A 24,433-nucleotide genomic window follows, 5' to 3' on the forward strand; every position below is an offset into this window, starting at 1 on the left:
AAGTAAAAGTCAGGCGGCGCGCGGCGGATAGACGCGCGTCGGCAGGATGGGAATGATCACAATCATGGCCAGCGCGATGGCGGCCACGGTGAGGTACAGGTCGGACGAGGTCAGGGTGACGACTTGCGCATGCATGCGCTGTGCCAAGCCTGCCGTGTCCACGGCGCCGGGCAGGTTGCCCAGGTGTTCGCTGAGCACCGTCGAGTGAAAATGGTTGCGGCGCGTGATCAGCGCATCGAGCACGCCGGTGGCGACGACGGCCGACATGCCCTTGATGGTGTTGAACCAGGCCGAGGCGAACGGGCCATCCTGCGGCGCCAGGCCCGTGGTGGCCAGCAGCAGCAAGGGAATCACGGCCATCGGTTGCGCAAAAATCTGCACCGCCTGCAGCAGGTAGAAATGCGTGCGGATCCAGTCCGGCGACATGCGCGCACCGAGCACGCAGGACAGGGCCAGCAGGGCCAGGCCGATGGCCAGCACCCAGCGGCAGTCGACGGCGCGCAGATTGCACAGGGCGGCCACCAGCGGCAGGGCGATCAGCTGCGGCAGCGCCACCATCAGCATCACGGGCGCCGTTTGCAGCGGACGGTAAGCATGCACCTGCGCCAGGTAGGACGAAGGGATCAGGATCACGGCCAGCAGCACGAACAGCACGCCGCCCAGGGTAAGCAGGGCGTGGCTGAGGTTACGCCGCGACAGCAACTGCAGCTTGAAAAACGGCAGCGGATGCGACCATTCGTTGATGAAGAACAGCACCAGCAGCACGGCGCCGCCACCCAGCAGCACGCAGATCAGCGGCGAGGCGAACCACGCCAGGCGCTCGCCCTGCAGCATGCCGATGACCAGCATGCTGATGGCGGGCAGTCCAAGCAGCAGGCCGCGCCAGTCGAACTGGCGGAAACGTTCGAGGCGCAGCGGGTCTTGCGGCAAGCCCCAGGACACCATCAGCAGGGCGACGATGCTGCCCGGGACGATTTGCCAGAAGGCCCATTGCCAGCCCAGGTACTCGGTCCAGAAGGCGGCCAGCGGCGTGCCCAGGCTGGGACCGAAGGTGGCGCTCAGAGCATAGCCGCCCAGGCCATACAGCTTGATGTTCGGCGGCAGGAAGCGCAGCGCCACTGTCATCAGCATGGGTGGCAGGGCGCCACCGGCCGCGCCCTGTACCACGCGCAGCAGCATCAGCACGGAGAGGTTCGGCGCGAACGGGCATAGCAGACCGGCGGCCATGCAGACGAGGATGGCGCTGGCCGTCAGGCGGCGCAGCGAGAAGGTGACGGAGCACCATGGCGCAAAGGCCATGGCCGATACCGAGGCGGCCGCGTACAGGGCCACGAGCCAGCTGGCGTCGTCGCGCGCGATGCCCATGGCGCCGCGGATGTCCGCCAGCGCGACCTTGGTGATGTTTTCATTCAGGCCGGACACCAGCACGGCCAGCAGCACGCCGGTCAGGCCCGTGGCCAGGCGCAGGCCGAAGGCGGGAGGTGCGGGAGGTGCGGGTGGCGCGGGTGGCGCGGCCGCGGGGGTGGCGCCGGGAAACGGTACAGCAGACACAGGCAACTCCGTGGATGAGGATCAGTCCACGCAGTATAGGTAGCGCTAAATGTTATGAAAATTGATCATTGATGAAGTCTGAGTTGCGTCAGACGCAATGATGAGTGGGGTCGGACCCCGGTCTTTGTCGTTGGGTTTGGCGTCTGGCGGGTGAGTTCAAATCAAACTCCCCCCAAATCAAATGCTGGGGTCAGACCCGCAAGGGTCTGACCCCGTGCACAAGTCCTTGATCATGCGCCGCAGCCAGCGGTGCGCATGGTCGTGGTCGAGGCGCGGGTGCCAGGCCTGGAAGACTTCCACGTTGTCGACGGGGATGGGCAGCTCGAACGTGCGCAGCTTCAGGCCCAGGCGCTCGACGATGGCCAGCAGCGGCGTGGGCATCAGCGGCAGCAGCAGGCGCGAATCGGCCACGGCGAAAATGGCCGACTGGAAGTTGGGGCTGATCAGCGAAACGCGGCGCGTGTAGCCCCGCTCGGCCAGGATGGTGTCGAACGGGCCGCGCGCCAGGCCGCGCCGCGAGACGCTGATATGTTCGTACTCGGTAAAGCTGTCGAGGTTGATGGGGCCGTCGAAGATCGGGTGGTCGCTGCGGGCGATGCCGACAAAGCCGCTGGAGAACAGCTGCTGCAGCTTGATGTCGGGCGCAAAGGCGCGCCGCGCGCTGATGTACAGGTCGATGCGGCCCGCGTGCAGGGCGTCGTTTTCCGTGGCGCCATCGCCTTCGGGCACGAAGCGCAGCACCGTGTGCGGCGCGTGCACGGCCAGCAGGTCGCGCAGCTTGCCGCCGTAGGCGCCGACAAACACGTCGTTGGCGCACAGGCTGAAGGTGCGTTCCAGGGTGCGCAAGTCGACTTCGCGGCCGGACGTGAAGATGGCGTGCGCCTGCTCCACCACGCCGCGCACCTGCTCGCGCAATTCCAGCGCACGCGGGGTGGGCGCCAGGCCCCGCCCGGAGCGCACGAAGACGGGGTCGCCGATGGCGTCGCGGATGCGCGCCAGGGTGCGGCTCATGGCCGGCGCACTCAGATGCATGCGCCGCGCCGCAGCCACGGCGCTGCCTTCCTCGAGCAGGATGTCGAGGGCAACGAGCAGGTTCAGGTCGGGGAGTTTCATGCGGCGATTATAGCGCCAAGCAAGGAGCTTCCTGCGGTGGCAATGCCGATGTTAAGGCCGGACGGACGCCAGAAAAATTACTCTTTTGCCTGCCTATCCATGCATGTCAGAGTCGGTGCCAGTTCCGCCTTGGCGCATTGCAGGGCGATGCAACGACTTTTGCTCTCATCATCCGTACTGTCGTCACAAGCCTGCAATGCCAGCAAACTATCGGCGAATACTTTTTGAGATAGCTTAAGCTCATCCTCGGTGACAACGCGTTCATTTTGTGCCATGGGGAGTGGTTGAACCGAGATTGTTTGTGGTGGCGCTATTTCCTCGTTTACTACGATGGAATTCTTTAAGCGTGGGGCTGCGGACGGGGGAAGCTCCGTGCCGCTCGCAGTAGGCTCTGTCTCTGTAGCCAGGCTCTTTGCCGAAGGAGCTTCCTTTTCCATTCGTGGACCAAATGCTACAAAGCCGATGATAACAACGCCGAGAATCATCAGGCTCTTGGAGAGTAGCCTGCGCATGGAGTAGCCCATGCCGGAGCGGCCTATACTTGAGAAGCCAATATTGCGGTTCCCGCAGTTGGGACACTTTATGGATAGGTCTTTCCCTCTGGGGAACCACGTATATTCGCAATCCATGCACTTGTTTTCTATCCGCTTTGTAGTACTCATTTTCTACTGAGTCCCCGACTAATAGCAAAACAGGCTGGAATTTCCATGATGTGAAGAGGACCGGGCAGGACATGCGGCGGTCTGGCATGCGCTGTCTTGGAGCACAAATGAATGCACCGATTATTCTTGATTATAGGCAAGTAAAAAGGCTGGCGCAATCTCCTGGCAACAACAGTGGCGGCGAACGAATTGGGGGGGGCTGCGAAGAAGAGAACTGCGCCGGGACAGTGCCCGGCGCAGGGTAATGCGAAGGTATTACTCGGCTGCCGGCTCGGCGCCGCAGCATTTCTTGAACTTCTTGCCGCTGCCGCAAGGGCAGTCGTCGTTGCGGCCCACTTTCGGCTCTTCGCGCTTCATGGTTTGCACCGGTGCCTTGCGGCGCGGTACCCAGAAACGGTGGATGGCCGGCAGGTTCGCTTCCAGTTCCTGCGCCAGCTTGTGCGCCTTGACCGGGTCTTCCACCAGTTTCAGTTCTTCTTCCTTGATTTCGTCGGCGCCCAGCAGGTAGATCGGCTGCATCAGCTCGGCCACTTCGGAGGTCCAGATTTCACTCCACGAGCCAGGACGCAGTTCCATGCCGTCCCAGAAGCCCCAGCACCAGGCTTCGGCGTCGATCAGGGTCTGGCCTTCGTAGTCGTGCTCGACGAACAGGGCTTCGAACTCTTTCGGCGCCACTTCAAACGTCACCAGCACTTCGTTCATGAAGCGCATGATCAGGTTGACGATGCGTTCTTCTTCCTTGCTGTTCTTGAATTTCGGTGCATCTTCGGCATCTTCGCCCCACACGCGCGGCAGCCACTCGGCTGGCATGATCGGTTCCGGGCCGATGGCGACGGCCGTCAGATAGCCGTGCAGCATATCCATGGTCATCGCGTCTTCGGAGCAGCGCTCCGACAACAGGAATTGGTCTAATTCGTCGAATTCTTTTTCTGATAATGGCTGTTCGAGTTGCATGGCTTGCTCTTTGATTGAATGTAAGGCGCCAGTATACGCCTTGCAGCGCTTCATCACCGAAGTGTTTGCACCGGCGGCTCGCGTGCGCCTTACAATGTCGCTTATGCACAATGAAAACCAGCCGCACGAGGACGACCGGCCCGTCCATCCCTTTTCCGCTCTCAGCCCCGATTGCGTGCTCGACGCGCTCGACAGCGTGGGCTTGCGCGGCGATGGCCGCCTGCTGGCCCTGAACAGCTATGAAAACCGCGTCTATCAGGTGGGTATCGAAGACAGCGCGCCCCTGGTGGCCAAGTTTTACCGCCCCGCACGCTGGAGCGATGCGGCCATCCTGGAAGAGCACGCGTTCGTGTCCGAGCTGGTCGAGCGCGAAATCCAGGTGGTGCCGGCGCTGTCCATCAACGGCAGCACCCTGCACCAGTACCAGGGCTTCCGCTTTGCCGTCTTCCCCCGCCACGGCGGCCGCGCGCCCGAGCTGGATGATCCGGCCACGCTGGAATGGATAGGGCGCTTCATCGGCCGCATCCACGCCGTCGGTGGGCTGTCCACCTATAAGGAACGGCCGGCACTCGATCACCAGACGTTTGGCGTCGAGCCGCGCGAGTTCTTGCTGGAGGGCAATTTCCTGCCGCCAGAACTGCTGGCCGCGTATTCCAGCGTGGCGCAGCAGGCGCTCGATGGCGTCAAGCGCTGCTATGACCGCGCGGGCGACGTGGCCGTGCTGCGCACGCATGGCGATTGCCATGGCGGTAACGTGCTGTGGACGGACGCCGGCCCCCATTTCGTCGATTTCGACGATAGCCGCATGGGTCCGGCCATCCAGGACCTGTGGATGATGCTGTCGGGCGAGCGCAGCGACCAGGTGCGCCAGATGAGCGACATCCTGGCCGGCTACGAAGATTTTTGCGATTTCGACCCGCGCCAACTGTACCTGGTCGAAGCGCTGCGCACCCTGCGCCTGATCCATTATTCGGCTTGGCTGGCGCGCCGCTGGGACGACCCCGCTTTCCCCGTCGCCTTCCCGTGGTTCAATACGCAGCGCTACTGGCAGGACCGCATCCTTGAACTCAGGGAGCAGGTGGCGCTGATGGATGAAGCGCCATTGTGGCCTGTCTGACCTAAACGTTCGAAAAGCGTGGTAAAAGTCGCTCTTCTTGCAGTGCTGATTTGCAGGCGCTTACTCGATAATGGTGTTAATAAATTCCCATAAGCAAAAGAATTCACCCGAATAAGCGAGAAATCATGCAAGCACAGCAAAATCCGCGCCAGGCCGCCTCCCTCACCGTCGCGTACTCCGCCGACGATGAGTTCGACCAGGACAGCATGGTCTCGCTGCATGATTTCAAGGACCTGGAGCGCAAGGCGGAAGCACCGGCAGTCGCCATCGCGCCCGAATTGCACACCGAACCGCAAGCCGAGCCGGCAACTGACACCGACAGCAAGGCGCCCACCGCCGAACGCCAGAAAATGGAATTGAAAGCCATCCACGAGGCGATTGCCCGCGTGGAAGCGGAAGCGAAGGCCACCTGCGCCGCCGAAAGCCGCGCGCTGGCCGAGGCGCGCGTGCGCTCGCTGGCCGAGGACCGCGCCGCCATCGACGCGGCCGCCGCTGCCGCAGCACAGCAAAATGCGCAGGCAGCCGAAGAAGCGATTGCCGCCAACCGCGAACGTCTCGATACCATGCGCGCCGCCGCGCAAGCCAGCGTGGCCCGTCTGGAAGCGGTCAAGCAGGAGACGGCCGAACTGCGCGCGCGCGTGGAGTCCGACAATGCCATCCGCCTGGCCGCCGAACAGCGTTCGCGCGCGGAACAGGAAAGCCGCTTGCGCGCCTGCGAGCAAGTGGCGGTGCAGTCGGAACTGGCCGAGCAGGCCGCCCGCGCCGCCGAAGAATTGCAGGTGCAGACGGAGCAGGCGCGCCTGCAAGCCGTCGAGCGCGTCGCCGCCGTGCAGGCGGCCAAGGAAGAAATGGTGGGCATCGCCTCGGCCGACGCCAGAGTCGCCGTGCTGGCGCGTGAACGCGAGCGCCATGCGCACGGTGCGCGCCAGACGGCGCAGATGCTGGCCGAAGCGGAAAGCGAAGCGCTGGACTTGACGGTGCAGCGCGAGCGCGCCGACCAGATCGCGCTGGAATCGGCCTTCAACCGCGCCGCCGCCGAAGTGCGCGCCCTGGAAGAAGCGCGCGCGCTGGCGCACCTGGAGCAGGAACGCGAAGCCATCGCCCTGGCGCAGGCGGAATCGGAACGCCATGCGGCCCAATCGCTGCGTTTGCGCCTGCAGACGGAAAAGGAATTGCGCGACGCGGCCATTCACCGCGAGCGCCTGGAAATGGTCGCCGTGGCCAGCGCGCAGGCGCGCCGCGATGCCGACGTGCGCATCCTGGCCGCCACCGAGGCGCGCATCGAGGTGGACCGCCAGCTGCGCGCCGTGGCGCTGGCCCGCGTAGCGGCCGAACAGGATGCGGAAATCGCTGGCCACGCCAAGCTGGAAGCGGAAACGGCCGCACTGGAACAGACCAAGGCGCGCGAAGCGGCCGAGCAGGCAGCCGCCGTGGCAGCTGCGCGCGAACTGGAAGAGCAGCAGCGCGCCGTCAGCCTGGCGCACGAACGCGCCGAACAGGCGCGCCAGGCGTCGGAACTGGCGGCCAGCCAGAATGATGCCGAGCAGGCCGCGGTCGATGCCGGCAATGCGACGTTGGCTGCGCAGGCGCAGGCGTCGCAACTGGCGCAGGAAAAAGTCCGGCAGGCGGAGCAATTGCTGCAAGCTGAGCAGGAGCGTCTGGGCGCCGAACAAGCCGCCCTGGCCGCCTTGAAAGAGAAACTCGAAGCGGAAGCGCTGGCGTGTCACGCGGCGCAGGAACGCATCGCCGCAGAAGACGCGCAAGCCGAACTGCTGCGCGGCCAGCACGCTGCCGAACAGGCCTTGCGGGAAGCGGCGCAAAAGGAAGCCGACGCCATTCGCATCCTGATGGACCAGGCGCTGGTCGAAGGCGAGCAGAAAGCGGCTGCCGCGCAAGCGGTGCAGGCGCAGGCGCGCCTGGCCGTGGAACTGGGACAAGTGCATAGCGAGCGCGCCCGCGTGGAAGAAGACAAGGCGCAAGCGGCCGACGCGCTGCTGGCATCCGAGCGTGATTTCGTCGCCGCCGAACGCGAGTCGCTGGCCTTGATCGCGCAAAAACTGGTACAGCAACGCCAGACCAGCAGCGCCGAAGAGCGCGCCTCGCAAGCCATCGCCGGTCGCCTGGAAGTGGAAAAGCAGGCAACGGCGGCCGCCGAAACACGCGCCGCCATGGAACAGCAGGCGCTCGACGCCATGCGCCAGCGCGAGCAGCTGGAACGGGTCGCGCAGCAGGCCGCCAGCGAAAAACTCGCCGCGCAGCAAGCGTTGCTGGCCAGCGCCCAGGCGCATGCTGCCCTGCAGCGCAAGGCCGCCGAGACCACGCGCGCGATGGCCGCCGCCAGGCAGCAATTGCTGGAACAGGACACGGCGCGCGCGCAGCAGCAAGAGCGCGAACTGGCTGCCCTGCGCGCCAGCCTGGAGCAGCCGCAAACGGTCTTTTCCAGCTCCTTGAGCGCCGCCCGCGCAAAAGCCGAACAAGTCAGCTCGGCCAGTTTGACGCGCGAAGTGATCGAGAGATTGACGCAGCCGAATGATGTCGGTGCCGTCTGGCGTTCGCGCTGAGAGTCTGAGAACCCGATAACAGCCGGGGTCGGACCTTAAGGTCCGACCCCAGTCCCAGGTTTGGGTTGCGTCTGTATTTCCATTAAAACTTCCGTCCCACCCCCACCAAAATCACATCCGCATCGCGGTGATAATCGGTGATGACCCGGTTCCACGCCACTTGCGCCACCCAGCGGCGGTCGAAGTGGTAGCGGGCTGTGGCTGACAGCAAGCCTGTCAGGCGCGTGCCGTGGCCCTGGGTATCGCGCGCATCCCACGCCAGGTAGGGACCGCCACCCATGCCGAATTCCACCTTTTCATTGAGTGAACGGATCAGCCACAGCTGGGTGGCCACGCCGCGCCGGTGCGCCAGGTCGGCATTGCCTTCATCGAGGGCGGTGACCGTCCAGTCCACGTATTTTCCCGCTGCGCGCCGGTATTCCAAGGTGAACGGGCGCGAGGATTCGGAGCGCAAGCTGTTGACGATGGTGTGCCCGGTCGATAAGGTCAAGGTGTCGTCGTGCGCCCAGTTCTGCAAGTGCAGCTTGGCGCCCGGCACGCCGTCATAGCGGTAGCCGGCGCCGATCAGCAGGTGCGTGGTGTTGTCCTTGCCGCTGGGGCGGATGCGGTTGAGCTGCGCTTGCGCATACCAGCGATTGTCGAACTGCCAGCGTGCCTGCAGGCTGACGATGGAACCCCAGCCATGGTCATTGTCGAAATTGTGCGGCGCTTCATCCGTCTTGGCCGTGTCGAAGAAGAAGTAGCGGCCCACGCCGGCGCCCAGCATCAGGCCCTGCTCCACTTTTTTCGTGCGCAGCCAGACTTGGCCCGCCATGCCGTCGCGGTGATGGTCTTCCGGGTGGCCTTCGTTGATATACGACAGGCTTACCGCATTGTAATTGCCTACCGGCTGCGTGTAGCTGATGGCGCCGACAAAGGTGCGCTCATTGGTCGAACTGACTTTCAGGGCGCCGGCCATGCCGGAGATATCCTGTGCCTGGGCGGACGGGGTGAGCGAGGCGGCCAGCAGGGCCAGGACGGTAAATGGTATGCGCATGCGGTTTCCAGTGACGGGTGAATACACCCTAACGATAGGCTGGCGCAGTGTCATGCGATTGAGCAAGAATCTTGCACATTGACTACATTTATGAACTGTATTGGCCAGAACTTGTCACAAGTGTATAAGAAAGCGGGAATGTGTGATGCGCGCCAATGATGAGGCGGGAGGGAGGCGCCGGCCTGGAAGGGCTGGCCGGCGCGAGGGTGCTGAATTGTGGTGTTACTGGCTCAAGACGACTTTTTCGGCAAAATATTCGGTCTCGCCGAAGCATTGCGTCGGCACGCCCTTGTGCTGGCTGTAGGTGACGAGGATGCGCTTGCCGGCGGCAGCCGTCAGTTGCTTCGCCACTTCTTCATCGCGCACGCTGAACTGGAATTTTTCCGGGATGGTGCCCGGCAGCGCCGTCAGCAGCAATTCACCCTCCCATGTCTTGCAAATCCAGCCCCGCTTGGAGAACTTTTGCAGGTAGCCCGCCCGTTCGCCTTCCGAGTACGAGAAGCTGAGGGCCATCCACGTGTACGCGGCCAGCAGCAGGAAGCCGGCCACGAGGAAGATGACGAAGGCGAAGGTGACTTTTTTGGTCGTAGGGGTCATGGTTGGGGGTGAATTGTTTAGTTGGAGAAAGAGTTAGTCTTTCCGGCCGGCTTTCCAGTTGAGGCCAAAGTTATATCTTTCGTCCATGGCCTGGTGCGCCGTGATTTTACCTTGGCCGCCGAAGTATTCCACCAGTTTTGTCACCTGCAGGTTGCCACCGTGGTTTTCCAGCATGGCGATGGCGCACATGGCGTGCTGGCTGTCGCTGTCGAGGCGTACTTCCACGGTCGGCTGGCCGGGGATCTCGATCGTCACCATGCCATCGGTGGCGGCCCAGTTTGGCACGCCTTCGTAGATGAAGGCATACACGAGCACGCGCTTGATCTGGTCGAAATGGGTGCCGTTGATGAAGATGTTTTCGCCGCTGCTGATGCTGCCCGTGCGGTCGTCGCCTTCCAGGTGAATGTACGGCGGACGGTCGTAGGCGCCCCAGCTGTTGCCCAAGGCTTGCACGGCGCTCTTGCTGCCATTGCTCATTTCGAACAGGCAGCCGATATCGAGGTCGATGCCGCCCGAACGGCTGGCCGGCTTGTTGAACAGCTTGCCCAGGAAGCCCGTGTCCAGCTTCGAGGCCGGCGCCTGGCCTTGCGACGCGTTCTGGTTCCAGTTCAGGTTGACCTTGATGCGGCCATAGCCGCCGCTGTCGCGCTTGTCGAGCGAGATTTTGTCGCCGCGTTTTTCCAGGCGGATTTTCGACAGCGAGATTTTATTCGCCGGTGGCGGTGGCGCTGCTGGCGTGGACACGGGAGCAGGGGACGATGCCCCCGCTTCGCTGCCGCCAAAGTGTTTCAGCAGCGCCGCCAGGCCGCCCGCAAAACCCTGGCCCACGGCGCCGAAGCGCCAGCTGCCGTCGCGGCGATACAGCTCGCCGATGATGACGGCTTTTTCGTCCTGGAAGTCATTGCCCGTGAAGGCAAACGTGGCTGCCTGGCCCAGCGCCATGCTGGAGTTGCCCAGCGCGCGCATGCTGCCCTGCTCCGTCGCCGCCGTGAAGACCAGCTTGTCGATCGAGGCGGGCAGACGGGAAAGGTCGATTTGGAACACGGAACGGGGGCCGTTCAAGTCCACCGTGATGGCGTTGTCCGGCGCGCTTTTCTGGTTGAAGAATACCATGTAGCGGTCGTCCGACAGCTTGCCGGCCGCATCGACGCCGAAGCAGCTGACGTCCACTTCCATCGAACCCGAAACGATATCGAGCGTGACGGCAAACGGGCCATTCAAGCCCAGGTCAGCCAGTTTGCCTTTTTGTCCGCGTGTGAAATTGGTCATGGTCGTGCAATCCCTTCGTCGCTTGAGAGTTGAGTCAATGAGATAGTCGGCAGGTGCGCCGGTGCCGCGTCGGCCACATGGCGGATGCCGAACAGGCGCGCCTGTTCGATGATGCGCTGCGCCCAGCTTGAGTGGGTCGCCACTTCACACATCGATTCCTGCATGCGGAACACGGCCGGGCTATCCGGGTCGATGATGCGCAGCGCCAGTTCGATGTCCGACTGCGCCACCTGGTAGTGGCGCTCGATTTGCGGCACCTGGTCCGGGTGGATGGCCGTCTTGGCGATCATGCCGTGCGCCATGTCCTGCGCCACTTCGGCATCGAGCCAGCTGCCCTGCGACAGGTGCTCGAAGACGGGCGCCGTCAGCTGGAAGCCGTGCGGCTTGAAGATGGTCACCAGGCGGCCGATGACCTGGCCCAGCGGCGTTTGATAGATGGTGCCGCTGGTGGGGCGGCGCAGTCCCAGCAGGGCCAATAAGTCGTTGCCGCCGATGCGCAGGGCCAGGATGCGGCGCCGCACTTCCGGCGCCGACAAAATGATGCGGAACTGCTTCATTTCCTCGTCGTCGAACACTTCCGCCGTTTCCAGCGTCGGCATCAGCAAGTGGTGCGTGTGGCGCACCAGCTCAAAATACGCGGCGAAATTGTGGCGCGTGGATTTCGGCAGCACGAAGCCGCTCAATTTGTCGGCGCCGGGCATGGCCAGCACGCGCGCCAGTACTTCGAGATTACGCACGCGCACGAAGCGCAAGGTATCGGACTCGTCGCACATGTTTTGCAGCGCCAGCGACAAATTGAACAGCGCGTAGCTGAGGTCGCGTTCCGCGATGGCGTCTTCGGTGCAAAGAATGACCGAGCGCAAATGGCTGAATTTGTCGCCATTGGCGATCGCCAGCAAGTCCTTGTGCGTGGTCGGCACATACATGGAGGCGCCCAGCGCCGCTTTATGCTCACTTTGTGGGTGTAGGGAGTTGTTATCCATCGACTGCGCTCCTGATAAGGGCGACCGCCTGGTAGGGCAGCGCCGGTTCTACTATGACGGGTATGGCTTTTTCCTGCGCCAGAAGCAGCAAATGTGCCACGTCCGGCGCATTCGTGTCGCGCACGATCAGGCGCTCGGGCACGCGGCGCAGCAGCACGCGCGTCGCTTCGCCGATGCCGGGCTTGATCAGGTTGATGTCGCTGATGCCGTATTCCTGCTGCGCGGCGGCCATGTAGGCTTGCGAGCGCGCCGCCATGGCTGGCGCATCGCTCGCTTCGGCCAGCGGGACGCCGCTGCTGGCGGCGATCGCCGTGGCGTCGGCCACCAGGCCGTCGGCGAAATCGCGCGACTGGTCGTGCGCTTCGAACTGCGCGTAGTACACGCAGCCGTGGAAGTCGTCGGGGCCGATGGCATCATTGAGCACGGAGCGGCTGACCAGGCCCGAGACGGTGGCGTTCAAAATGCTCGACGGGATCAGGTAGTCGCTGGCCGAGGCGGCGCAGGCGGCCGTGCCGGCCAGGTCGGCCAGCACGAACAGGCCGCCGTCGATGGCCGTGCCATTGGCCGCGTTGAAATCATTGACGGTCTGGCGCAGTTCGCGCGAAATCACGCCTTTGCCCGTCCAGCCGTCGACGAAGACGATGGAGGCGTCACTGTGGCCCTGCGCCAGGATGTACTTGAGGGCATTGGCATCGATGCCGCGGTCGCGGATGATGGAGACAGAATAATGGCTGCACTCACGCTGGAATACCTGGCGCAGCAAGTGCCCGAGGATGACGCCCACTGGCGTGCCGGCGCGCGCCAGCGACACCAGCGTGATGGCGTCAGTGCGGCGCGCCGCGATCAGCGCCGCCAGGCGCAGGCAGTCGCGCGCCATCTGCAGGCGGTTGGCCGCGAATGCACTCTGGAACAGGGACAGGTAGGCGGGCGAGGGCAGGGACTCTGGCGACAGCATCTCGCTGTAGTGGCGCTGGCCGGACTGGATCAAGCGCTCTTTTTCGGCCAGATCGAGGATCGGTTCGAGCGCCATCGGCGTGAGCAAAAACTCCACGTCTTCCTGGCGGTAGCTGCCGCTGAAATGCTGTGTGCTGTCGGTCATAGCACCGCCACCGTGAGTGCCGCCAGCTGGGTGCCGTTGGGGATGATGGCGTAATCGCAGGCTGCCATGAAACGCGCGTCCGAACGGCTGTCGCCCATGCCGAAGCTGAGAATGGGGCCATGTTCGGCTTCCAGCTCCGCGCGCAGGTAAGCCACGGCGCGCGCCTTGTTCAGGGTCTTCGGCAGCACGGCCAGGTTGTTGCCGTTGCGGTGGATGAAGTAGTCCGAACCTTCGGTGGCGATCCACTGCTGCAGCACTTGCTCTTCGATGTCGGCCAGGCGTTCGCCGCGCGCTTCATGGTCCTTGACGACGATGTAGAACGGCGTGTTGTAATCCTCGATCAGGCGCGCGCGCGAGGGCATGCCCGTCTTGATCTGGAAATCGTCGATGATGCGCATGGCGTCCTGCAGGCCGGGCAGCGCCGTCTGCATGTCGCTTTGCATCAGGGCCAGCCAGCCAGCGTCGAGCGCGCCGCCCGGCTGCAGCACGATGCCGCCGTAATCGAGCACGCTGTAGCTGGTAAACGGCAGGTCGACTCGGCGAAACGCGTCGCCATTTCTCGCCGTGGCGGGGATCAGGGTCATGCCGCTTTGCGCGAATTCAAAGAAGGCGCGCTGGCGCGCCGTCGTAAACGAGCAGGCGTCGCCATTTTTCAAATAGGCGGCCGCTTGCAGGTCGGTCTCGCCCGGGCATTTTTTCGGGGTCTGGAACAGTGTGTCGTCCAGATCAACAAACAGGAATTTCTTCAATTTTGGTCTCTGACTGAAAGTGGAACAGGCGGCCATTCAACTGGCCGGCGAGTTGCATGAGGGCCGGGCTGGCCGGCGTTTCATGGCAGATGAAAACGTGCTGGTACTGGCCAGGCGCCACGTTGTACAGGTAATTGGCGATGCCTTCGCCGTAATTGTCGTCGCAGTGGACGATATGGCCGACGGAGCCCCACGACAGGATGGGCGAGCGCGTGGTCGATTGCACGACCACGTTCTTGCCCAGGCTTTCCAGTTCGCGCGCGAGCAGGAACGACGGGTGCATGAATTCGCCCGTGCCCAGCACCAGCACGGAGTCGCCGGCGCCGATTTCCTGCGCCAGTTGCACCGCCAGGCCTTGCGGCGGGGTCAAGGCGCGGCCCACGCCGATGCGCCCGAAGGCGGGGCTGGCGCCGCGTTCCGCATTCGCTTCGAAGCGCTGCGCGCTGGCCGCTACCGGCGCGGGCGCATCGCCGGCCTGGAAGGCGTAGTGGCCGGACAGCGCCGCGCCTATGGTGGTGGGCAGGCCGAAACGCTGCGTGAGACCCGCGTTGGCGGCCTGGCCCATGAAATTGGTGATCACGCCCAGGTGCAGCTTTTCCAGCTGCGGATAGCGCGCGCGGCACACTTGCACCAGGTTGGCGAAGGTGTTACCGGTCGACGCTTCATCGTCGATCAGCACCAGGCTGCGCGCGGTGGAAAACAGCGCGCTGGCCGCGTCCGATAAATGCAAAAACTGGCGCGGCGCGTGGCTGTGCGATTCCTCGAACTCGAAGAAGGGCACGCTGCCCACGCGGTAGCGCGAGCTGTGCAAAAACAGCGCTTTTCCATTCGGGTTGGCGCGCAGCCACGCCTCGAACACGCCCTGGCCCAGGCCGACGGCCGTTTCCGCCATGGCGATGAAGACCACGGGGCCGGGCAGGCTGGGGGGGATTTGCGCGGCCAGGTCGTCGTGGATGGCTTGCATGGCGCGCGGCGTGACGGGCCAGTGCTTGCCCAGCACCTTGGACAGGAACAGGAAGCCGCGCTTGGCGTTGGCGCGTGCGGCAAAGCCGATCAGCCAGTCCAGCGGAAAGCGCGCCTCGTCCACTTTCAGGGTCAGCTCACCCGTGGGCATCTGCTTCCTGACGCTTTTCATGGCAGCTCCACGGCGTAGGCGGCTTCGCCCACGCGCATGCCTTCGTGGATGGCGGGCACGCTGAGCTTGTCAAAGCCCTGGTCGAAGCCGGCCAGCGCCAGGTAGGGCAGGTTGGGACCCGCCGCGCACGCCATGCCGATGCCGCCCGACATGCGCGGGTTAATCTCCAACAAGGCCAGGCCGTTCGCGCCTTCGCGGAACTGGACGTTGAAGACGCCATTGAGGCGGTAGTCGCGCGCCAGTTTGTCGCAGGCGGCCAGCAAGTCGTCGCGCAGTTCGATCAACTGGCCGCTGCCGCCCCCGTGCAGCTTCTTGCGCGGCACGGCGCAAATCAGCTTGCCCTGGTCGGCGACGCAGTCGGTGCTGTATTCGTGGCCATCGAGGTATTCCATCAGCAGCAGGGTCTTGAACGTTGCCATCTGCGCCAGGCCGCTGCGCAGCTCTTGCGCATTGACCTGGTAGGCGGCACCGGCCAGCAGCAGCTGGGCGCTGCTGCGCTCTTCATCGAGTATGGCAAAGCCCAGGGCATACACGGATTCGGACGGCTTGATGCACAGCTTGCGATGCAGCGGGCGCAGCTCGGCCCAGGCGGCGTCGTATTCTTCGATGGTGGTGACTGCGCGGTAGTCGGCCGGGCGCGCCATGGGCAGATCGAGGCCGTCGCAGAAGCGTGCCTTGTCGTGCATCAGGTCCAGTACCTCTTCGGTGGCCACGCTGAGCACGCGCGTGCCGAGGGCGGCGAAGCGCGCGCTGGCGCTGCCGATCAGGCCCGCTTCCTTGCCGGGCCAGAAAATCGTGATGCCCCGTTCGCGGCAAAATTCCAGGCACCACTCGACATAGTTGTGGCCCGTCAGTCCCGACGGTTCGACCGCGTATTCGTGGGCCGACAAGAAGGCTGCCGCGTGCGCGTTCGTATTGCTGCACACGATGTGATAGCGCGGCACACCGCCAGTGGCGGCCATGTCGGCCTCGCGGATCAGGCGCATGGCCGTGCCGACCGAGGAAAATGTTTTGTTGAACCAGACTCTTTGCATGTACGGGGACCGGGTGAAAATAGGGGAAGCCGCGCGCAGGTGCGCGCGCGGGAATTCTAAACGGCCAGACTTAACCTGGCCTTAGATTTTTTTGAACTATAACGTTGAGCAGCAAACTAACAGCGCCTGACAAAACCGTAGCGAGCGGAAGGAAGAGGTGGCCGAGAAGCGCAACCGTACTCAAGTACGGTGAGCATCGCAGGCCGCCTATGCCGACGCGCAGTAGGTTTGGTCAGGTGCCTCTAACTAGCTTTGCCGCTGGCCGTCCATTTTAAAAAGGCGTCGCGGTTGCGCGAGCAGATGAAGACCTTGCCCGAGCCGGAAAAGCGCAGCACGATGCCTTCTCCGCTGGTGACGCTATTGACGATATTGCCGAGGAAGCCGCCGATGCCGCCGCCGCCCGAGCCGCCGCCCGTGGTCACGGAAATCTCGTATTTCAGGCTATTGTCCCAGCACACCACGTGGGAATTGTCGATCACGACATCCTTGCCCGGCTCGACGTCGAGCTGGAACATGGAGCCGAAGCCCGACACCACCACTTGCCCCGTGCCGGCCGTCTCCATGACGAAGAAGCCGCCCGACTGGGCGAACAGCGCGTTGCCGAGGCTCTGCGTGCGCACCTTCATTTCCGTGCCCGAGGTGGCGGCGACAAAGGCGCCGTCGTTGAGCAGGTACTGGCGCGCGCCCACGTCGACCACCTCGATGGCGCCCGGCAGGGTGGGCGAGAGCAGGCAGTCGCCGCTGCCGCGCACCGCTTCGATGTGCTGCTGGAAGAACGATTCGCCATTCGCGAAGCGACGCATGATGGCGCTGCCCAAGCCGCCCGTCATCTTGCCTTTCAAGTCCAGCGCCGTTTCCATCATCACCATCGCATCCGATTCGCAATAGATGGTTTCGCCCTGCTTCATGCTGACGTGGAGGAAGGGATCGACGTCGCCCGTGACACTAAATACTGGCATGATAAATCTCCAAAAAAAAGCCGCCTGAGGATATTCAGGCGGCTGCGTTTAGCTCATGAAAAAATCAAGCGTTGACGCCGAACGAACGGGCCAGAGGGCCCAGGCCGCCGTTGAAGCCCTGGCCGATGGCCTTGAACTTCCATTCGCCGTTGTAGCGGTAGATTTCGCCAAAGATCATCGCCGTTTCCGTCGAGCTGTCTTCGGACAGGTCGTAGCGGGCGATTTCTTTTTCGCCTTCCGCGTTCAGGCAGCGGATGAAGGCTTTCGAGACCATGCCGAAGTTCTGGCGGCGCGCGTCGGCGTCGTGAATGGTGACAGTGATGCTGACGCGGTCGATGTCGGCTGGTACGCGCGACAGGTCGATTTCGATGCGCTCATCGTCGCCATCGCCTTCGCCCGTGGTGTTGTCGCCCGTGTGGACGACGGAACCGTCGGTCGACTTCAGGTTGTTGTAGAAGATGAAGTCAGAGTCGCCACGGACTTTGCCGTCGCTTTTCAGGAGGAAAGCACTACCGTCAAGGTCGAAGGTGGCGCCATCCGTCGAACGAGGATCCCAGCCGAGGCCGACGATGATCTTCTTCAGGTTCGGTGCTTCCTTGCTCAGGTTGACGTTGCCGCCTTTTTGCAAACTGATTGCCATGTGGTGCTCCTTTTAGTAATTAAACTCAAACATTCCTTCATGGGATGAGCGCAAGGCGCTCGTGCCATTACTCTCATAACTGGGGGCGCAACCCCCGATTTCAAGCTTGTGCCGCGTGCCGTTTGCGATAACGCAGGGATGACCACAGCGAGACCAGGATGAAGGCCACGCCCGACAGGCCCGTGAACCACTCCGGAATATGGTACTTGACGGACGCCAGCATGATCAAGGCCAGGATGCCGATCGCATAATGGGCGCCGTGCTCGAGGTAGACGAATTCGTCCAGGGTGCCCTTGTGCACGAGGAAGACCGTCATCGAGCGCACGAACATGGCGCCGATGGCCAGGCCCAGCATGATGATGACGACGTCGTTGGTGATGGCAAAGGCGCCGATCACGCCGTCAAAGCTGAACGAGGCATCCAGCACTTCCAGGTACAGGAAGCCGCCGATGCTGCCGCGCGCGACCGTTTTGACCAGGTCGCCATTGCCGCTTTTGGCTGGCGCGGCGCCTTCTTCTGCGTCATCCTGCAAGTCCGGTTCGCCTTCTTCCAGCAAGCCGCTGATCCAGTTGACGCCGATGTAGACGGCGATGCCGACGATGCCGGCAGCAAGCACGCTGTATTTTTCATCCGCAGGGCCCATCGCCACGCAGGCCGCCACGGCGCCCATGGTGATCAGCACGGCCAGGCTTTCGGTGCCCAGCGCGTTGACTTTTTCCTCTGCCCAGCCCAGCCAGTGCAATTCTTTTTCATCGTCGAACAGGAAGTTCAGGAACACCAGCAGCAAAAAGGCGCCGCCGAAGGCTGCCACTTGCGCATGGTTGTCCGTCAGGTGCTTGGCATACACGTCCGGCGTGGTGGTGGCCATGGTCCAGACATCGACCAGGCCCAGGCCCGTGGCGACGGAAACGATGACCAGCGGGAACAGCAGCCGCATGCCGAAGACGGCCACGAGGATACCGACCGTCAAAAACAGTTTTTGCCAGAATTCATTCCAGTGACGCAAGACCGAGGCATTCACCACGGCATTGTCGAACGACAGCGACACTTCCATGATGCCCAGCACGCCCGTGATCCACAGGGCATTGATCAGGCCGGGCATGCCGCCATGGCTGTAACCCCACCAGCCTGACACCGCCATCAGGATAAAAGTGACTAAAAAGGAAATTCTGAAATGCCGCATGAGGACCCCGTTGCAAGTGTGAAAGACGTTTGATTATCCGCGCCGCTGTGCGCGCCGCACTCAGTGTTGATACACGTCAATTGTTGTATATGCCATGATTTTATATTAGTTGCCGCCCGGGGCCGCGTTTTATAGTCTGACGCCAGACAGTTCTGCTGGCGCGGATGATCTGCGATAATTGCGGCGCGCCCGTCTCTCCAGACACACTCTCTACATATAAAAGAAGGAATTCTCGTGGATATCGCTTACCTCGTCACGCCCCTGATCGCCTGGATCCTGGTCGGACCGATCAAATTTCTGATCAACAGTGTCCGCACGCGGCAATGGGCGTTCGGCCTGGTCGGCAATGGCGGCTTTCCCAGCAACCACAGTGCCGTCGTGTCCAGCATGGCAACGTTGATCGCCTTGCGCGAAGGCATCGGGCACCCCGCCTTCGGTGTGGCTGTGACCCTGGCCTTCATCGTCATCATCGACGCCAACAGCCTGCGCCAGCACGTGGGCAAGCAGGCGGCGGCCATCAACCGCCTGGCCGGGGAAGCGGCCAGCGCCGCGCACAAGACCTTGCGCGAGCGCATGGGCCATACCCTGGTGGAAATCGCCGGTGGCCTGTGCACGGGCGTGGCGATCGGCTTCCTGATCAACACCGTTTTTAGCCGCTAAGCCCGCTTTCCCTGAAACGCAAAACCCCGCTTCAAGGCGGGGTTTTGCGTTTCAGGGCGTAAAAACTACGTTTCATCCATTGATTAAAGCATTACAGGAAACGGCCGATTGACATGCCCGGACACGCTCATGGATACTTTGGCGCTTGTGGTTTAAATAAAAATAAATGCTTGCTAACGCCTGCAGCCCTATCCGGGCCGTGGGGACGGTAGCGGTGCTATCTATCCGGAGAATTACCCATGTTGCGCAAAACCCTGTTTGTTCTGGCAATCGCTTCCGCCCTGACCGCCTGCGGCAAAGAGTCCAAAGATCCCGGCAAGGGTGACAAAGGAGCCAAGGAACAGGCGGGCGCCGCCGTCAATTTGCTGGTCTCCCCGGAAGACTTGCTGACCATCCAGAGCAATGCACTGGCCTCGGGGCCCGTCATCACCGGTTCCGTGCAACCGGAGCGCAACGCGGACTTGCGCGCCGAAGTGTCGGCTGTAGTAATCCAGGTCATGAAGGAAAATGGTGAAGTCGTCAAGCGGGGCGATGTACTGGTGCGCCTGGATGAAACGTCCATTCGCGACAGCCTCAATTCGGCCGAGGAAGCCAGCCGTGCCGCCAGCCAGGTGCTGGAACAGTCCGAACGCATGTTCCAGCGCATGAAAACCCTGCGCGCCTCGGGCATGACCTCGACGCAGGCGCTGGAAGACGCGGAAATTCGCCGCAACAATGCGCAAAGCGATCTGTCCGCCGCGAAAAGCCGCGCCGCCCAGGCCCGCCAGCAACTGCAGCGCACCCTCGTGCGCGCGCCGTTCGACGGCATCGTGAGCGAGCGCAAGGTATCGAATGGCGATACGGCGCAAATCGGCAAGGAATTGATTAAGGTCATCGATCCGACCAGCATGCGTCTGGAAGGCCTGGTGTCGGCCGACAAGATCGGTGTCGTCAAGGTGGGCCAGCCCGTGCTGTTCCGCATCAATGGGTATCCGGGCCAGGATTTCGCGGGCAAGGTGCGCCGTGTCGATCCTGCTGCCAATGCCGTCACGCGCCAGGTGGCCGTGCTGGTCGATTTCAACGACAAGGAACAACCGCGCGTGGCCGGCCTGTATGCGGAAGGGCGCATCGAGACGGACAGCATCAGCGCGTTGATGATTCCCGACTCGGCGCTGGTGAAGGCGGGCGACGTCACGTACACGTGGAAGGTCAAGGATAAAGCTCTGCATAAAGTCACACTGCGCATCGGCGCGCGCGATGTGCGCACGGGCCAGTGGGAAGTGCAAAGCGGCCTGGCCAGCGGCGATACCGTGCTGCGCACGCCCGGTTCGACCTTCAAGGATGGGCAGAAGGTGGAATTGACGGCAGCCAAGGCCGTGCCCGCTGCCGCCGTGGCCAGCAGCAGCACCGCCGTTGCCGGTAAAGGAAACTAAGCCATGTTCCTTTCCGATTTCAGTATCAAGCGGCCCACCGCCACCATCGTTCTGATCCTGGCGATGATGTGCGTCGGCTTGCTGGCGCTCAAGAAATTGCGCGTCAACCAGAATCCGGACGTTGAAGTGCCTTTCATCGTCGTCAGCATTCCTTACCCTGGCGCATCGCCCGATACGGTCGAGCGCGAAGTGGTGAACCGCCTGGAAAAGTCCTTGCAAAGCATTTCCGGCGTGACCGAGGTCAACAGCGATTCGAATGAAGGTTCGGCCACCATCTTCCTGAAGTTCTCGTTCAATTCCAATTTGATCGAAGCGTCCGACAATATCCGCAATGCGATTGCCGCCGTGCGCTACAAGTTGCCGACGGAAATGCGCGAGCCTATCCTGCAGCGCATCGACCCGGCTGCCGAACCGATCATGCAACTGGCGCTGTCGTCGAATACGCAAAGCCACGCGGAAATTTCGCGCCTGGCCGAGGACGTGCTGTCGGACCGATTCCGCACCGTCGATGGCGTGGCGCTGGTCAATGTGGGCGGTTCGCTGAAGCGCGAGCTGTCCGTGCTGCTGCGCGCGGAAAAATTGCGTGAATACAATGTGTCCGTCAGCGACGTCGTCACCGCCTTGCGCAACCAGAACACGAATGCCCCGGTGGGCAAGGTGCGCGGCATTCTGGACGAGAAAAGCATCCGCCTGGTGGGCCGCATCGAGTCGCCAAGCGACTTCGAAAAAGTGGTGATCAAGCGCCGCGGCGAGGAAATCGTGCGCCTGGCGCAAGTGGCCACCATCGTGGATGGCTTTGCCGAAGTCAACAGCCTGAGCATGCGCAGCGGCAAGCCCAACGTGGGCATATCGATTACCCGCGTGCGCGACGCCTCCACCGTCAGCGTGGCCAACAAGATCCGCGACATGGTGGCGGAAATCAATAAGACCTTGCCGAAAGGCACGATCCTGCAAGTGACGCGCGACGGCGGCGAAAACGCCCAGCATAGCCTGAACAACGTGATCGAATCGCTGGTGCTGGGCGCCGTGCTGACGATTTTCGTCGTCTACGCCTTCCTGAACTCGTGGCGTTCGACCCTGATCACGGCGCTGAGCCTGCCGACATCCGTGATTGCCGCCTTCATTGCCGTGTGGCTGTGCGGCTTTACCCTGAACTTCATGACCCTGCTGGGCCTGTCGCTGGCCATCGGCGTGCTGATCGATGACGCCATCGTGGTGCGCGAAAACATCGTGCGCCACATGCAGATGGGCAAGGATCGCCGTACGGCTGCGCTGGAAGGCACGGCCGAGATCGGCATGGCCGTGGCCGCCACGACGTTCTCCATCATCGCCGTCTTCATTCCCGTGGCCTTCATGCCTGGTATATCTGGCGAGTGGTTCCGTCCGTTTGCCTTGACGGTGACGTGCTCGGTGCTGGTCAGCCTGGGCATCTCGTTTACGCTCGACCCCATGCTGTCGGCTTACTGGGGCGACCCGGTCGAGGAACATGCGGCGCCGAAAAAGGGCATCGGCCGCGTGCTGGAGAAATTCAACCACTGGTTCGACCACCAGGCGGACCGCTATGGCCGCGTGATCGCCTGGGCCTTGCATCACCGCCGCTGGATGGCCGTCATCGCCTTCGGCAGCCTGGTGGGCGCCATTGCCCTGCACGCCACGCATGGCGGCACGAGTTTCCTGCCGGCATCCGATTCGGGCAATCTGATGATCAATGTGCGCACGCCATCGTCGAGCAGCATCGAGTATTCGCGTCTGAAACTGGAAGCGGCGGCCGTGCTGGCGCGCACCTTGCCTGAAACCAAGGATACCAACAGCTCCATCAATGCGGGCGGCGGAAGAGTGTATGTCGACATCGGCAAGCGCAACACCCGCAAGCGTTCGGCCAAGGAAATCGCGGTCGAGCTGCGCGAGAAGATGTCGCGTCTGGTGGGCGCCGAATACGTGGTGCAGGATGACTTGAGCAATGGTTCGCAAAAACCCATCCAGGTGGAATTCACGGGTCCGGATTCGCGTAAACTCATGGAAATTACCAACGCCTACATGGATAAGCTGCGCGCCATTCCCGGTGCCGTCGACGTGGGCCTGTCCGAGCAAGACCCGAAGAACGAGCTGCAGATTGAGCTCAACCGTGGCCTGGCCAACTCGATGGGCATTTCCGTCAATGATGCGGCGCAATCGCTGCGCGTGGCGTTTGCCGGCGTGGAAGTGGGCGACTGGGTCGATCCGACGGGCGAAACGCGCGACGTGGCCGTGCGCCTGCATCCCGATGACCGCGTGGCATCGGAAAACATCGAGCGCCTGCCGATCAGCGTGACGGGCACGTCGCAAATGGTGCCGCTCGACCAGATCGCCACCATCACCATGGGCAAGGGCCCGTCCGGCATCGAGCACAAGAATGGCAAGCGCACGATCACCGTGTCGGCCAATGCGCAAGGCCGCTCGAACGGTGAAGTGACGAGCGACGCCATGAAACTGGCCAACTCCATCGACTTCCCGCCCGGCTACGGCCTGGCGCTCGGTGGCGCCGGCCAGGACCAGCAAGAGCTGTTCACGGAAATGCTGATCGCGCTGGTGATGGGTATCGGCCTGATGTATTTGATCCTGGTGATGCAGTTTGGTTCCTTCACGGCGCCAGTGGCCGTGATGATGTCCTTGCCGCTGAGTCTGATCGGCGTGGTGGTGGCGCTGGTGATCACCAATAACACCCTCAACCTGATGAGCTTTATCGGCATCATCATGCTGATGGGGCTGGTCGCCAAGAACGCCATCCTGCTGCTGGACGCGGCGCGCAAGCGCGAGGAAGAGGGCCATGGCCGCGAGGACGCGCTGATGTATGCGGGCCGCATGCGTCTGCGCCCCATCCTGATGACGACGTTTGCGCTGATCGCCGGCATGTTCCCCGTGGCGCTGGGCTTGGGCGAGGGCGGCGAGTTCTACCGTCCATTGGCGATCGCCATCATCGGCGGTACCATCACCTCGACGATTCTGACCCTGCTGGTCGTGCCGACCTTCTATGACAGCATCGAAATCGCCCGCGATGGCGCCGTGGCCAAGTTCCACCGCCGCGCCGCGCGCATGCCCGTGATCGTGGCCATGATATTGACCTTGCTCGAATGCGTGCTGACCTTGCTGATGGTGCGCTTCGTCTACCGCATGCTGAAAAAGGCCGTGCTGTTCCTGATGGGACGCCGTACGCCGAAAGCGGCGTCGGTCAGCCTGCAAAAATAGTACCGGGCCAAGGCGCAGCTTGCGCTGCGCCGTGGTATTTCAAGAGCCTTCCTCGGAAGGCTCTTTTTTTGCCTGTCAGTTGACGCTGCGGACCGGTGTGCGCTAGCTGTTGCGCGGTGGCGGCGTGGTGCCTGTGCCTGTTCCCGGTGGAGTGCCGTTGTTCGGCGGCGTGGTCGATGGCGGCGTGGTCGTGCCATCGGGATTGGTGGTGGTGCCCGGTGTCATGCCTGGCGTGGCCGGCGTGGTGGTGTCCGGGTTGGTCGTGCCTGTGGTGCCGGACGTGCCGCTGGTGGCGGGCGGCGTTGCCGGCGCAGTGGCAGCGGGCGTGGCGGTGGTGCTGGTGTCGCTGTGTTTGTTGCAACCGCCCAGCAGCGCACAGACGATGGCGCTACCGAGGACGAGCTTGCTGGTGGTCAGGAGTGGAGCCGTCATGATTGTTCCTTTTCAGTGGAAGACTGTCGTGGAAACGCATGCCTCGCCAGATTGCGTATCTG

21 protein-coding genes are annotated in these 24,433 nt (G+C 62.9%); 5 read left to right on the forward strand and 16 right to left on the reverse strand.

The genetic code is table 11. The features are described 5' to 3' along the window. Positions 1–9: 9 nt before the first annotated feature. The 4 genes from C8C92_RS08990 to C8C92_RS09005 form a co-directional block, all read right to left on the reverse strand. Positions 10–1,551, reverse strand: coding sequence for an MFS transporter (locus C8C92_RS08990; RefSeq protein WP_116743574.1), 1,542 nt, complete (start codon positions 1,549–1,551; stop codon positions 10–12). A 177-nt stretch (positions 1,552–1,728) separates the two neighbouring features. Then, positions 1,729–2,664, reverse strand: coding sequence for a LysR family transcriptional regulator (locus C8C92_RS08995; RefSeq protein ID WP_116743575.1), 936 nt, complete (start codon positions 2,662–2,664; stop codon positions 1,729–1,731). A gap of 77 nt (positions 2,665–2,741) precedes the next feature. Next, a complete protein-coding gene (locus C8C92_RS09000; protein ID WP_116743576.1) occupies positions 2,742–3,188 on the reverse strand; it encodes a hypothetical protein in 447 nt (148 codons plus the stop codon). Positions 3,189–3,581: 393 nt separating this feature from the next. Continuing rightward, positions 3,582–4,280 (reverse strand): UPF0149 family protein, encoded by a 699-nt coding sequence (locus C8C92_RS09005; RefSeq protein WP_099764237.1) that lies wholly within the window; start codon positions 4,278–4,280, stop codon positions 3,582–3,584. A 103-nt stretch (positions 4,281–4,383) separates the two neighbouring features. Between C8C92_RS09005 and C8C92_RS09010 the strand changes: the two genes are divergently transcribed. Then, complete coding sequence (locus tag C8C92_RS09010) at positions 4,384–5,397, forward strand: serine/threonine protein kinase (protein ID WP_116745892.1); 1,014 nt, start codon at positions 4,384–4,386, stop codon at positions 5,395–5,397. Positions 5,398–5,522: 125 nt separating this feature from the next. Then, a complete protein-coding gene (locus C8C92_RS09015) occupies positions 5,523–7,958 on the forward strand; it encodes a hypothetical protein (RefSeq protein WP_116743577.1) in 2,436 nt (811 codons plus the stop codon). 82 nt (positions 7,959–8,040) lie between these two features. On the opposite strand, the gene C8C92_RS09020 is transcribed toward C8C92_RS09015, so the two are convergent. The 11 genes from C8C92_RS09020 to C8C92_RS09070 all read right to left on the reverse strand — a co-directional run bounded on the left by C8C92_RS09020 (position 8,041) and on the right by C8C92_RS09070 (position 18,642). Beyond that, a complete protein-coding gene (locus tag C8C92_RS09020) occupies positions 8,041–8,994 on the reverse strand; it encodes a hypothetical protein (protein WP_116743578.1) in 954 nt (317 codons plus the stop codon). Positions 8,995–9,216: 222 nt separating this feature from the next. Further along, positions 9,217–9,591, reverse strand: coding sequence for a hypothetical protein (locus C8C92_RS09025; RefSeq protein WP_099760150.1), 375 nt, complete (start codon positions 9,589–9,591; stop codon positions 9,217–9,219). Between the two features lie 33 nt (positions 9,592–9,624). Beyond that, entirely contained in the window at positions 9,625–10,860 is a 1,236-nt protein-coding gene (locus tag C8C92_RS09030; protein ID WP_116743579.1) for a TerD family protein, read from the reverse strand. After that, on the reverse strand, positions 10,857–11,843 hold the full coding sequence (locus tag C8C92_RS09035; RefSeq protein WP_116743580.1) for an HpcH/HpaI aldolase/citrate lyase family protein: 987 nt from the start codon (positions 11,841–11,843) through the stop codon (positions 10,857–10,859). The genes C8C92_RS09030 and C8C92_RS09035 overlap by 4 nt, the downstream gene beginning before the upstream one ends. Next, entirely contained in the window at positions 11,836–12,942 is a 1,107-nt protein-coding gene (locus C8C92_RS09040) for a cysteine protease StiP family protein (RefSeq protein ID WP_116743581.1), read from the reverse strand. Before C8C92_RS09040 ends, C8C92_RS09035 begins: the two co-directional genes overlap by 8 nt. Then, complete coding sequence (locus C8C92_RS09045) at positions 12,939–13,691, reverse strand: HAD family hydrolase (RefSeq protein WP_116743582.1); 753 nt, start codon at positions 13,689–13,691, stop codon at positions 12,939–12,941. The genes C8C92_RS09040 and C8C92_RS09045 overlap by 4 nt, the downstream gene beginning before the upstream one ends. Continuing rightward, positions 13,669–14,826, reverse strand: coding sequence for a phosphoribosyltransferase domain-containing protein (locus tag C8C92_RS09050; protein ID WP_116743583.1), 1,158 nt, complete (start codon positions 14,824–14,826; stop codon positions 13,669–13,671). Before C8C92_RS09050 ends, C8C92_RS09045 begins: the two co-directional genes overlap by 23 nt. Further along, a complete protein-coding gene (locus C8C92_RS09055; RefSeq protein ID WP_116743584.1) occupies positions 14,823–15,860 on the reverse strand; it encodes an ATP-grasp domain-containing protein in 1,038 nt (345 codons plus the stop codon). The genes C8C92_RS09050 and C8C92_RS09055 overlap by 4 nt, the downstream gene beginning before the upstream one ends. 242 nt (positions 15,861–16,102) lie before the next feature. Next, the gene (locus C8C92_RS09060; RefSeq protein WP_116743585.1) at positions 16,103–16,819 is read right to left on the reverse strand and encodes a TIGR00266 family protein; all 717 of its coding nucleotides are present in this window, start codon (positions 16,817–16,819) and stop codon (positions 16,103–16,105) included. A 64-nt stretch (positions 16,820–16,883) separates the two neighbouring features. Next, the gene (locus C8C92_RS09065; protein WP_116743586.1) at positions 16,884–17,459 is read right to left on the reverse strand and encodes a TerD family protein; all 576 of its coding nucleotides are present in this window, start codon (positions 17,457–17,459) and stop codon (positions 16,884–16,886) included. Positions 17,460–17,559: 100 nt separating this feature from the next. Continuing rightward, entirely contained in the window at positions 17,560–18,642 is a 1,083-nt protein-coding gene (locus C8C92_RS09070) for a DUF475 domain-containing protein (RefSeq protein ID WP_099760143.1), read from the reverse strand. Positions 18,643–18,876: 234 nt separating this feature from the next. Here C8C92_RS09070 and C8C92_RS09075 point away from each other — a divergent pair, with 234 nt between their 5' ends. The 3 genes from C8C92_RS09075 (at position 18,877) to C8C92_RS09085 (ending at position 23,939) form a co-directional block, all read left to right on the forward strand. Next, positions 18,877–19,302 (forward strand): divergent PAP2 family protein, encoded by a 426-nt coding sequence (locus tag C8C92_RS09075; RefSeq protein WP_071078753.1) that lies wholly within the window; start codon positions 18,877–18,879, stop codon positions 19,300–19,302. 239 nt (positions 19,303–19,541) lie between these two features. Further along, on the forward strand, positions 19,542–20,714 hold the full coding sequence (locus C8C92_RS09080; protein WP_099760142.1) for an efflux RND transporter periplasmic adaptor subunit: 1,173 nt from the start codon (positions 19,542–19,544) through the stop codon (positions 20,712–20,714). 3 nt (positions 20,715–20,717) lie between these two features. Beyond that, positions 20,718–23,939, forward strand: a complete 3,222-nt coding sequence (locus tag C8C92_RS09085; protein ID WP_116743587.1) for an efflux RND transporter permease subunit — start codon at positions 20,718–20,720, stop codon at positions 23,937–23,939. A gap of 102 nt (positions 23,940–24,041) precedes the next feature. On the opposite strand, the gene C8C92_RS09090 is transcribed toward C8C92_RS09085, so the two are convergent. Continuing rightward, positions 24,042–24,371: a hypothetical protein gene (locus C8C92_RS09090; RefSeq protein WP_116743588.1), complete on the reverse strand. Its 330-nt coding sequence runs from the start codon at positions 24,369–24,371 to the stop codon at positions 24,042–24,044. Between the last annotated feature and the right edge of the window lie 62 nt (positions 24,372–24,433).

Source organism: Janthinobacterium sp. 78, from assembly GCF_003096775.1.
GTDB classification, from domain to species: Bacteria; Pseudomonadota; Gammaproteobacteria; order Burkholderiales; family Burkholderiaceae_D; genus Janthinobacterium; species Janthinobacterium tructae.

Excerpts from the sequence above, each read along its gene's own strand:
- C8C92_RS08995 (WP_116743575.1), bottom strand. The coding sequence starts at position 2,664 with ATGAAACTCCCCGACCTGAACCTGCTCGTTGCCCTCGACATCCTGCTC.
- C8C92_RS09000 (WP_116743576.1), bottom strand. The coding sequence starts at position 3,188 with ATGGGCTACTCCATGCGCAGGCTACTCTCCAAGAGCCTGATGATTCTC.
- C8C92_RS09005 (WP_099764237.1), bottom strand. The coding sequence starts at position 4,280 with ATGCAACTCGAACAGCCATTATCAGAAAAAGAATTCGACGAATTAGAC.
- C8C92_RS09010 (WP_116745892.1), top strand. The coding sequence starts at position 4,384 with ATGCACAATGAAAACCAGCCGCACGAGGACGACCGGCCCGTCCATCCC.
- C8C92_RS09015 (WP_116743577.1), top strand. The coding sequence starts at position 5,523 with ATGCAAGCACAGCAAAATCCGCGCCAGGCCGCCTCCCTCACCGTCGCG.
- C8C92_RS09020 (WP_116743578.1), bottom strand. The coding sequence starts at position 8,994 with ATGCGCATACCATTTACCGTCCTGGCCCTGCTGGCCGCCTCGCTCACC.
- C8C92_RS09025 (WP_099760150.1), bottom strand. The coding sequence starts at position 9,591 with ATGACCCCTACGACCAAAAAAGTCACCTTCGCCTTCGTCATCTTCCTC.
- C8C92_RS09030 (WP_116743579.1), bottom strand. The coding sequence starts at position 10,860 with ATGACCAATTTCACACGCGGACAAAAAGGCAAACTGGCTGACCTGGGC.
- C8C92_RS09035 (WP_116743580.1), bottom strand. The coding sequence starts at position 11,843 with ATGGATAACAACTCCCTACACCCACAAAGTGAGCATAAAGCGGCGCTG.
- C8C92_RS09040 (WP_116743581.1), bottom strand. The coding sequence starts at position 12,942 with ATGACCGACAGCACACAGCATTTCAGCGGCAGCTACCGCCAGGAAGAC.
- C8C92_RS09050 (WP_116743583.1), bottom strand. The coding sequence starts at position 14,826 with ATGAAAAGCGTCAGGAAGCAGATGCCCACGGGTGAGCTGACCCTGAAA.
- C8C92_RS09055 (WP_116743584.1), bottom strand. The coding sequence starts at position 15,860 with ATGCAAAGAGTCTGGTTCAACAAAACATTTTCCTCGGTCGGCACGGCC.
- C8C92_RS09060 (WP_116743585.1), bottom strand. The coding sequence starts at position 16,819 with ATGCCAGTATTTAGTGTCACGGGCGACGTCGATCCCTTCCTCCACGTC.
- C8C92_RS09065 (WP_116743586.1), bottom strand. The coding sequence starts at position 17,459 with ATGGCAATCAGTTTGCAAAAAGGCGGCAACGTCAACCTGAGCAAGGAA.
- C8C92_RS09070 (WP_099760143.1), bottom strand. The coding sequence starts at position 18,642 with ATGCGGCATTTCAGAATTTCCTTTTTAGTCACTTTTATCCTGATGGCG.
- C8C92_RS09080 (WP_099760142.1), top strand. The coding sequence starts at position 19,542 with ATGTTGCGCAAAACCCTGTTTGTTCTGGCAATCGCTTCCGCCCTGACC.
- C8C92_RS09085 (WP_116743587.1), top strand. The coding sequence starts at position 20,718 with ATGTTCCTTTCCGATTTCAGTATCAAGCGGCCCACCGCCACCATCGTT.
- C8C92_RS09090 (WP_116743588.1), bottom strand. The coding sequence starts at position 24,371 with ATGACGGCTCCACTCCTGACCACCAGCAAGCTCGTCCTCGGTAGCGCC.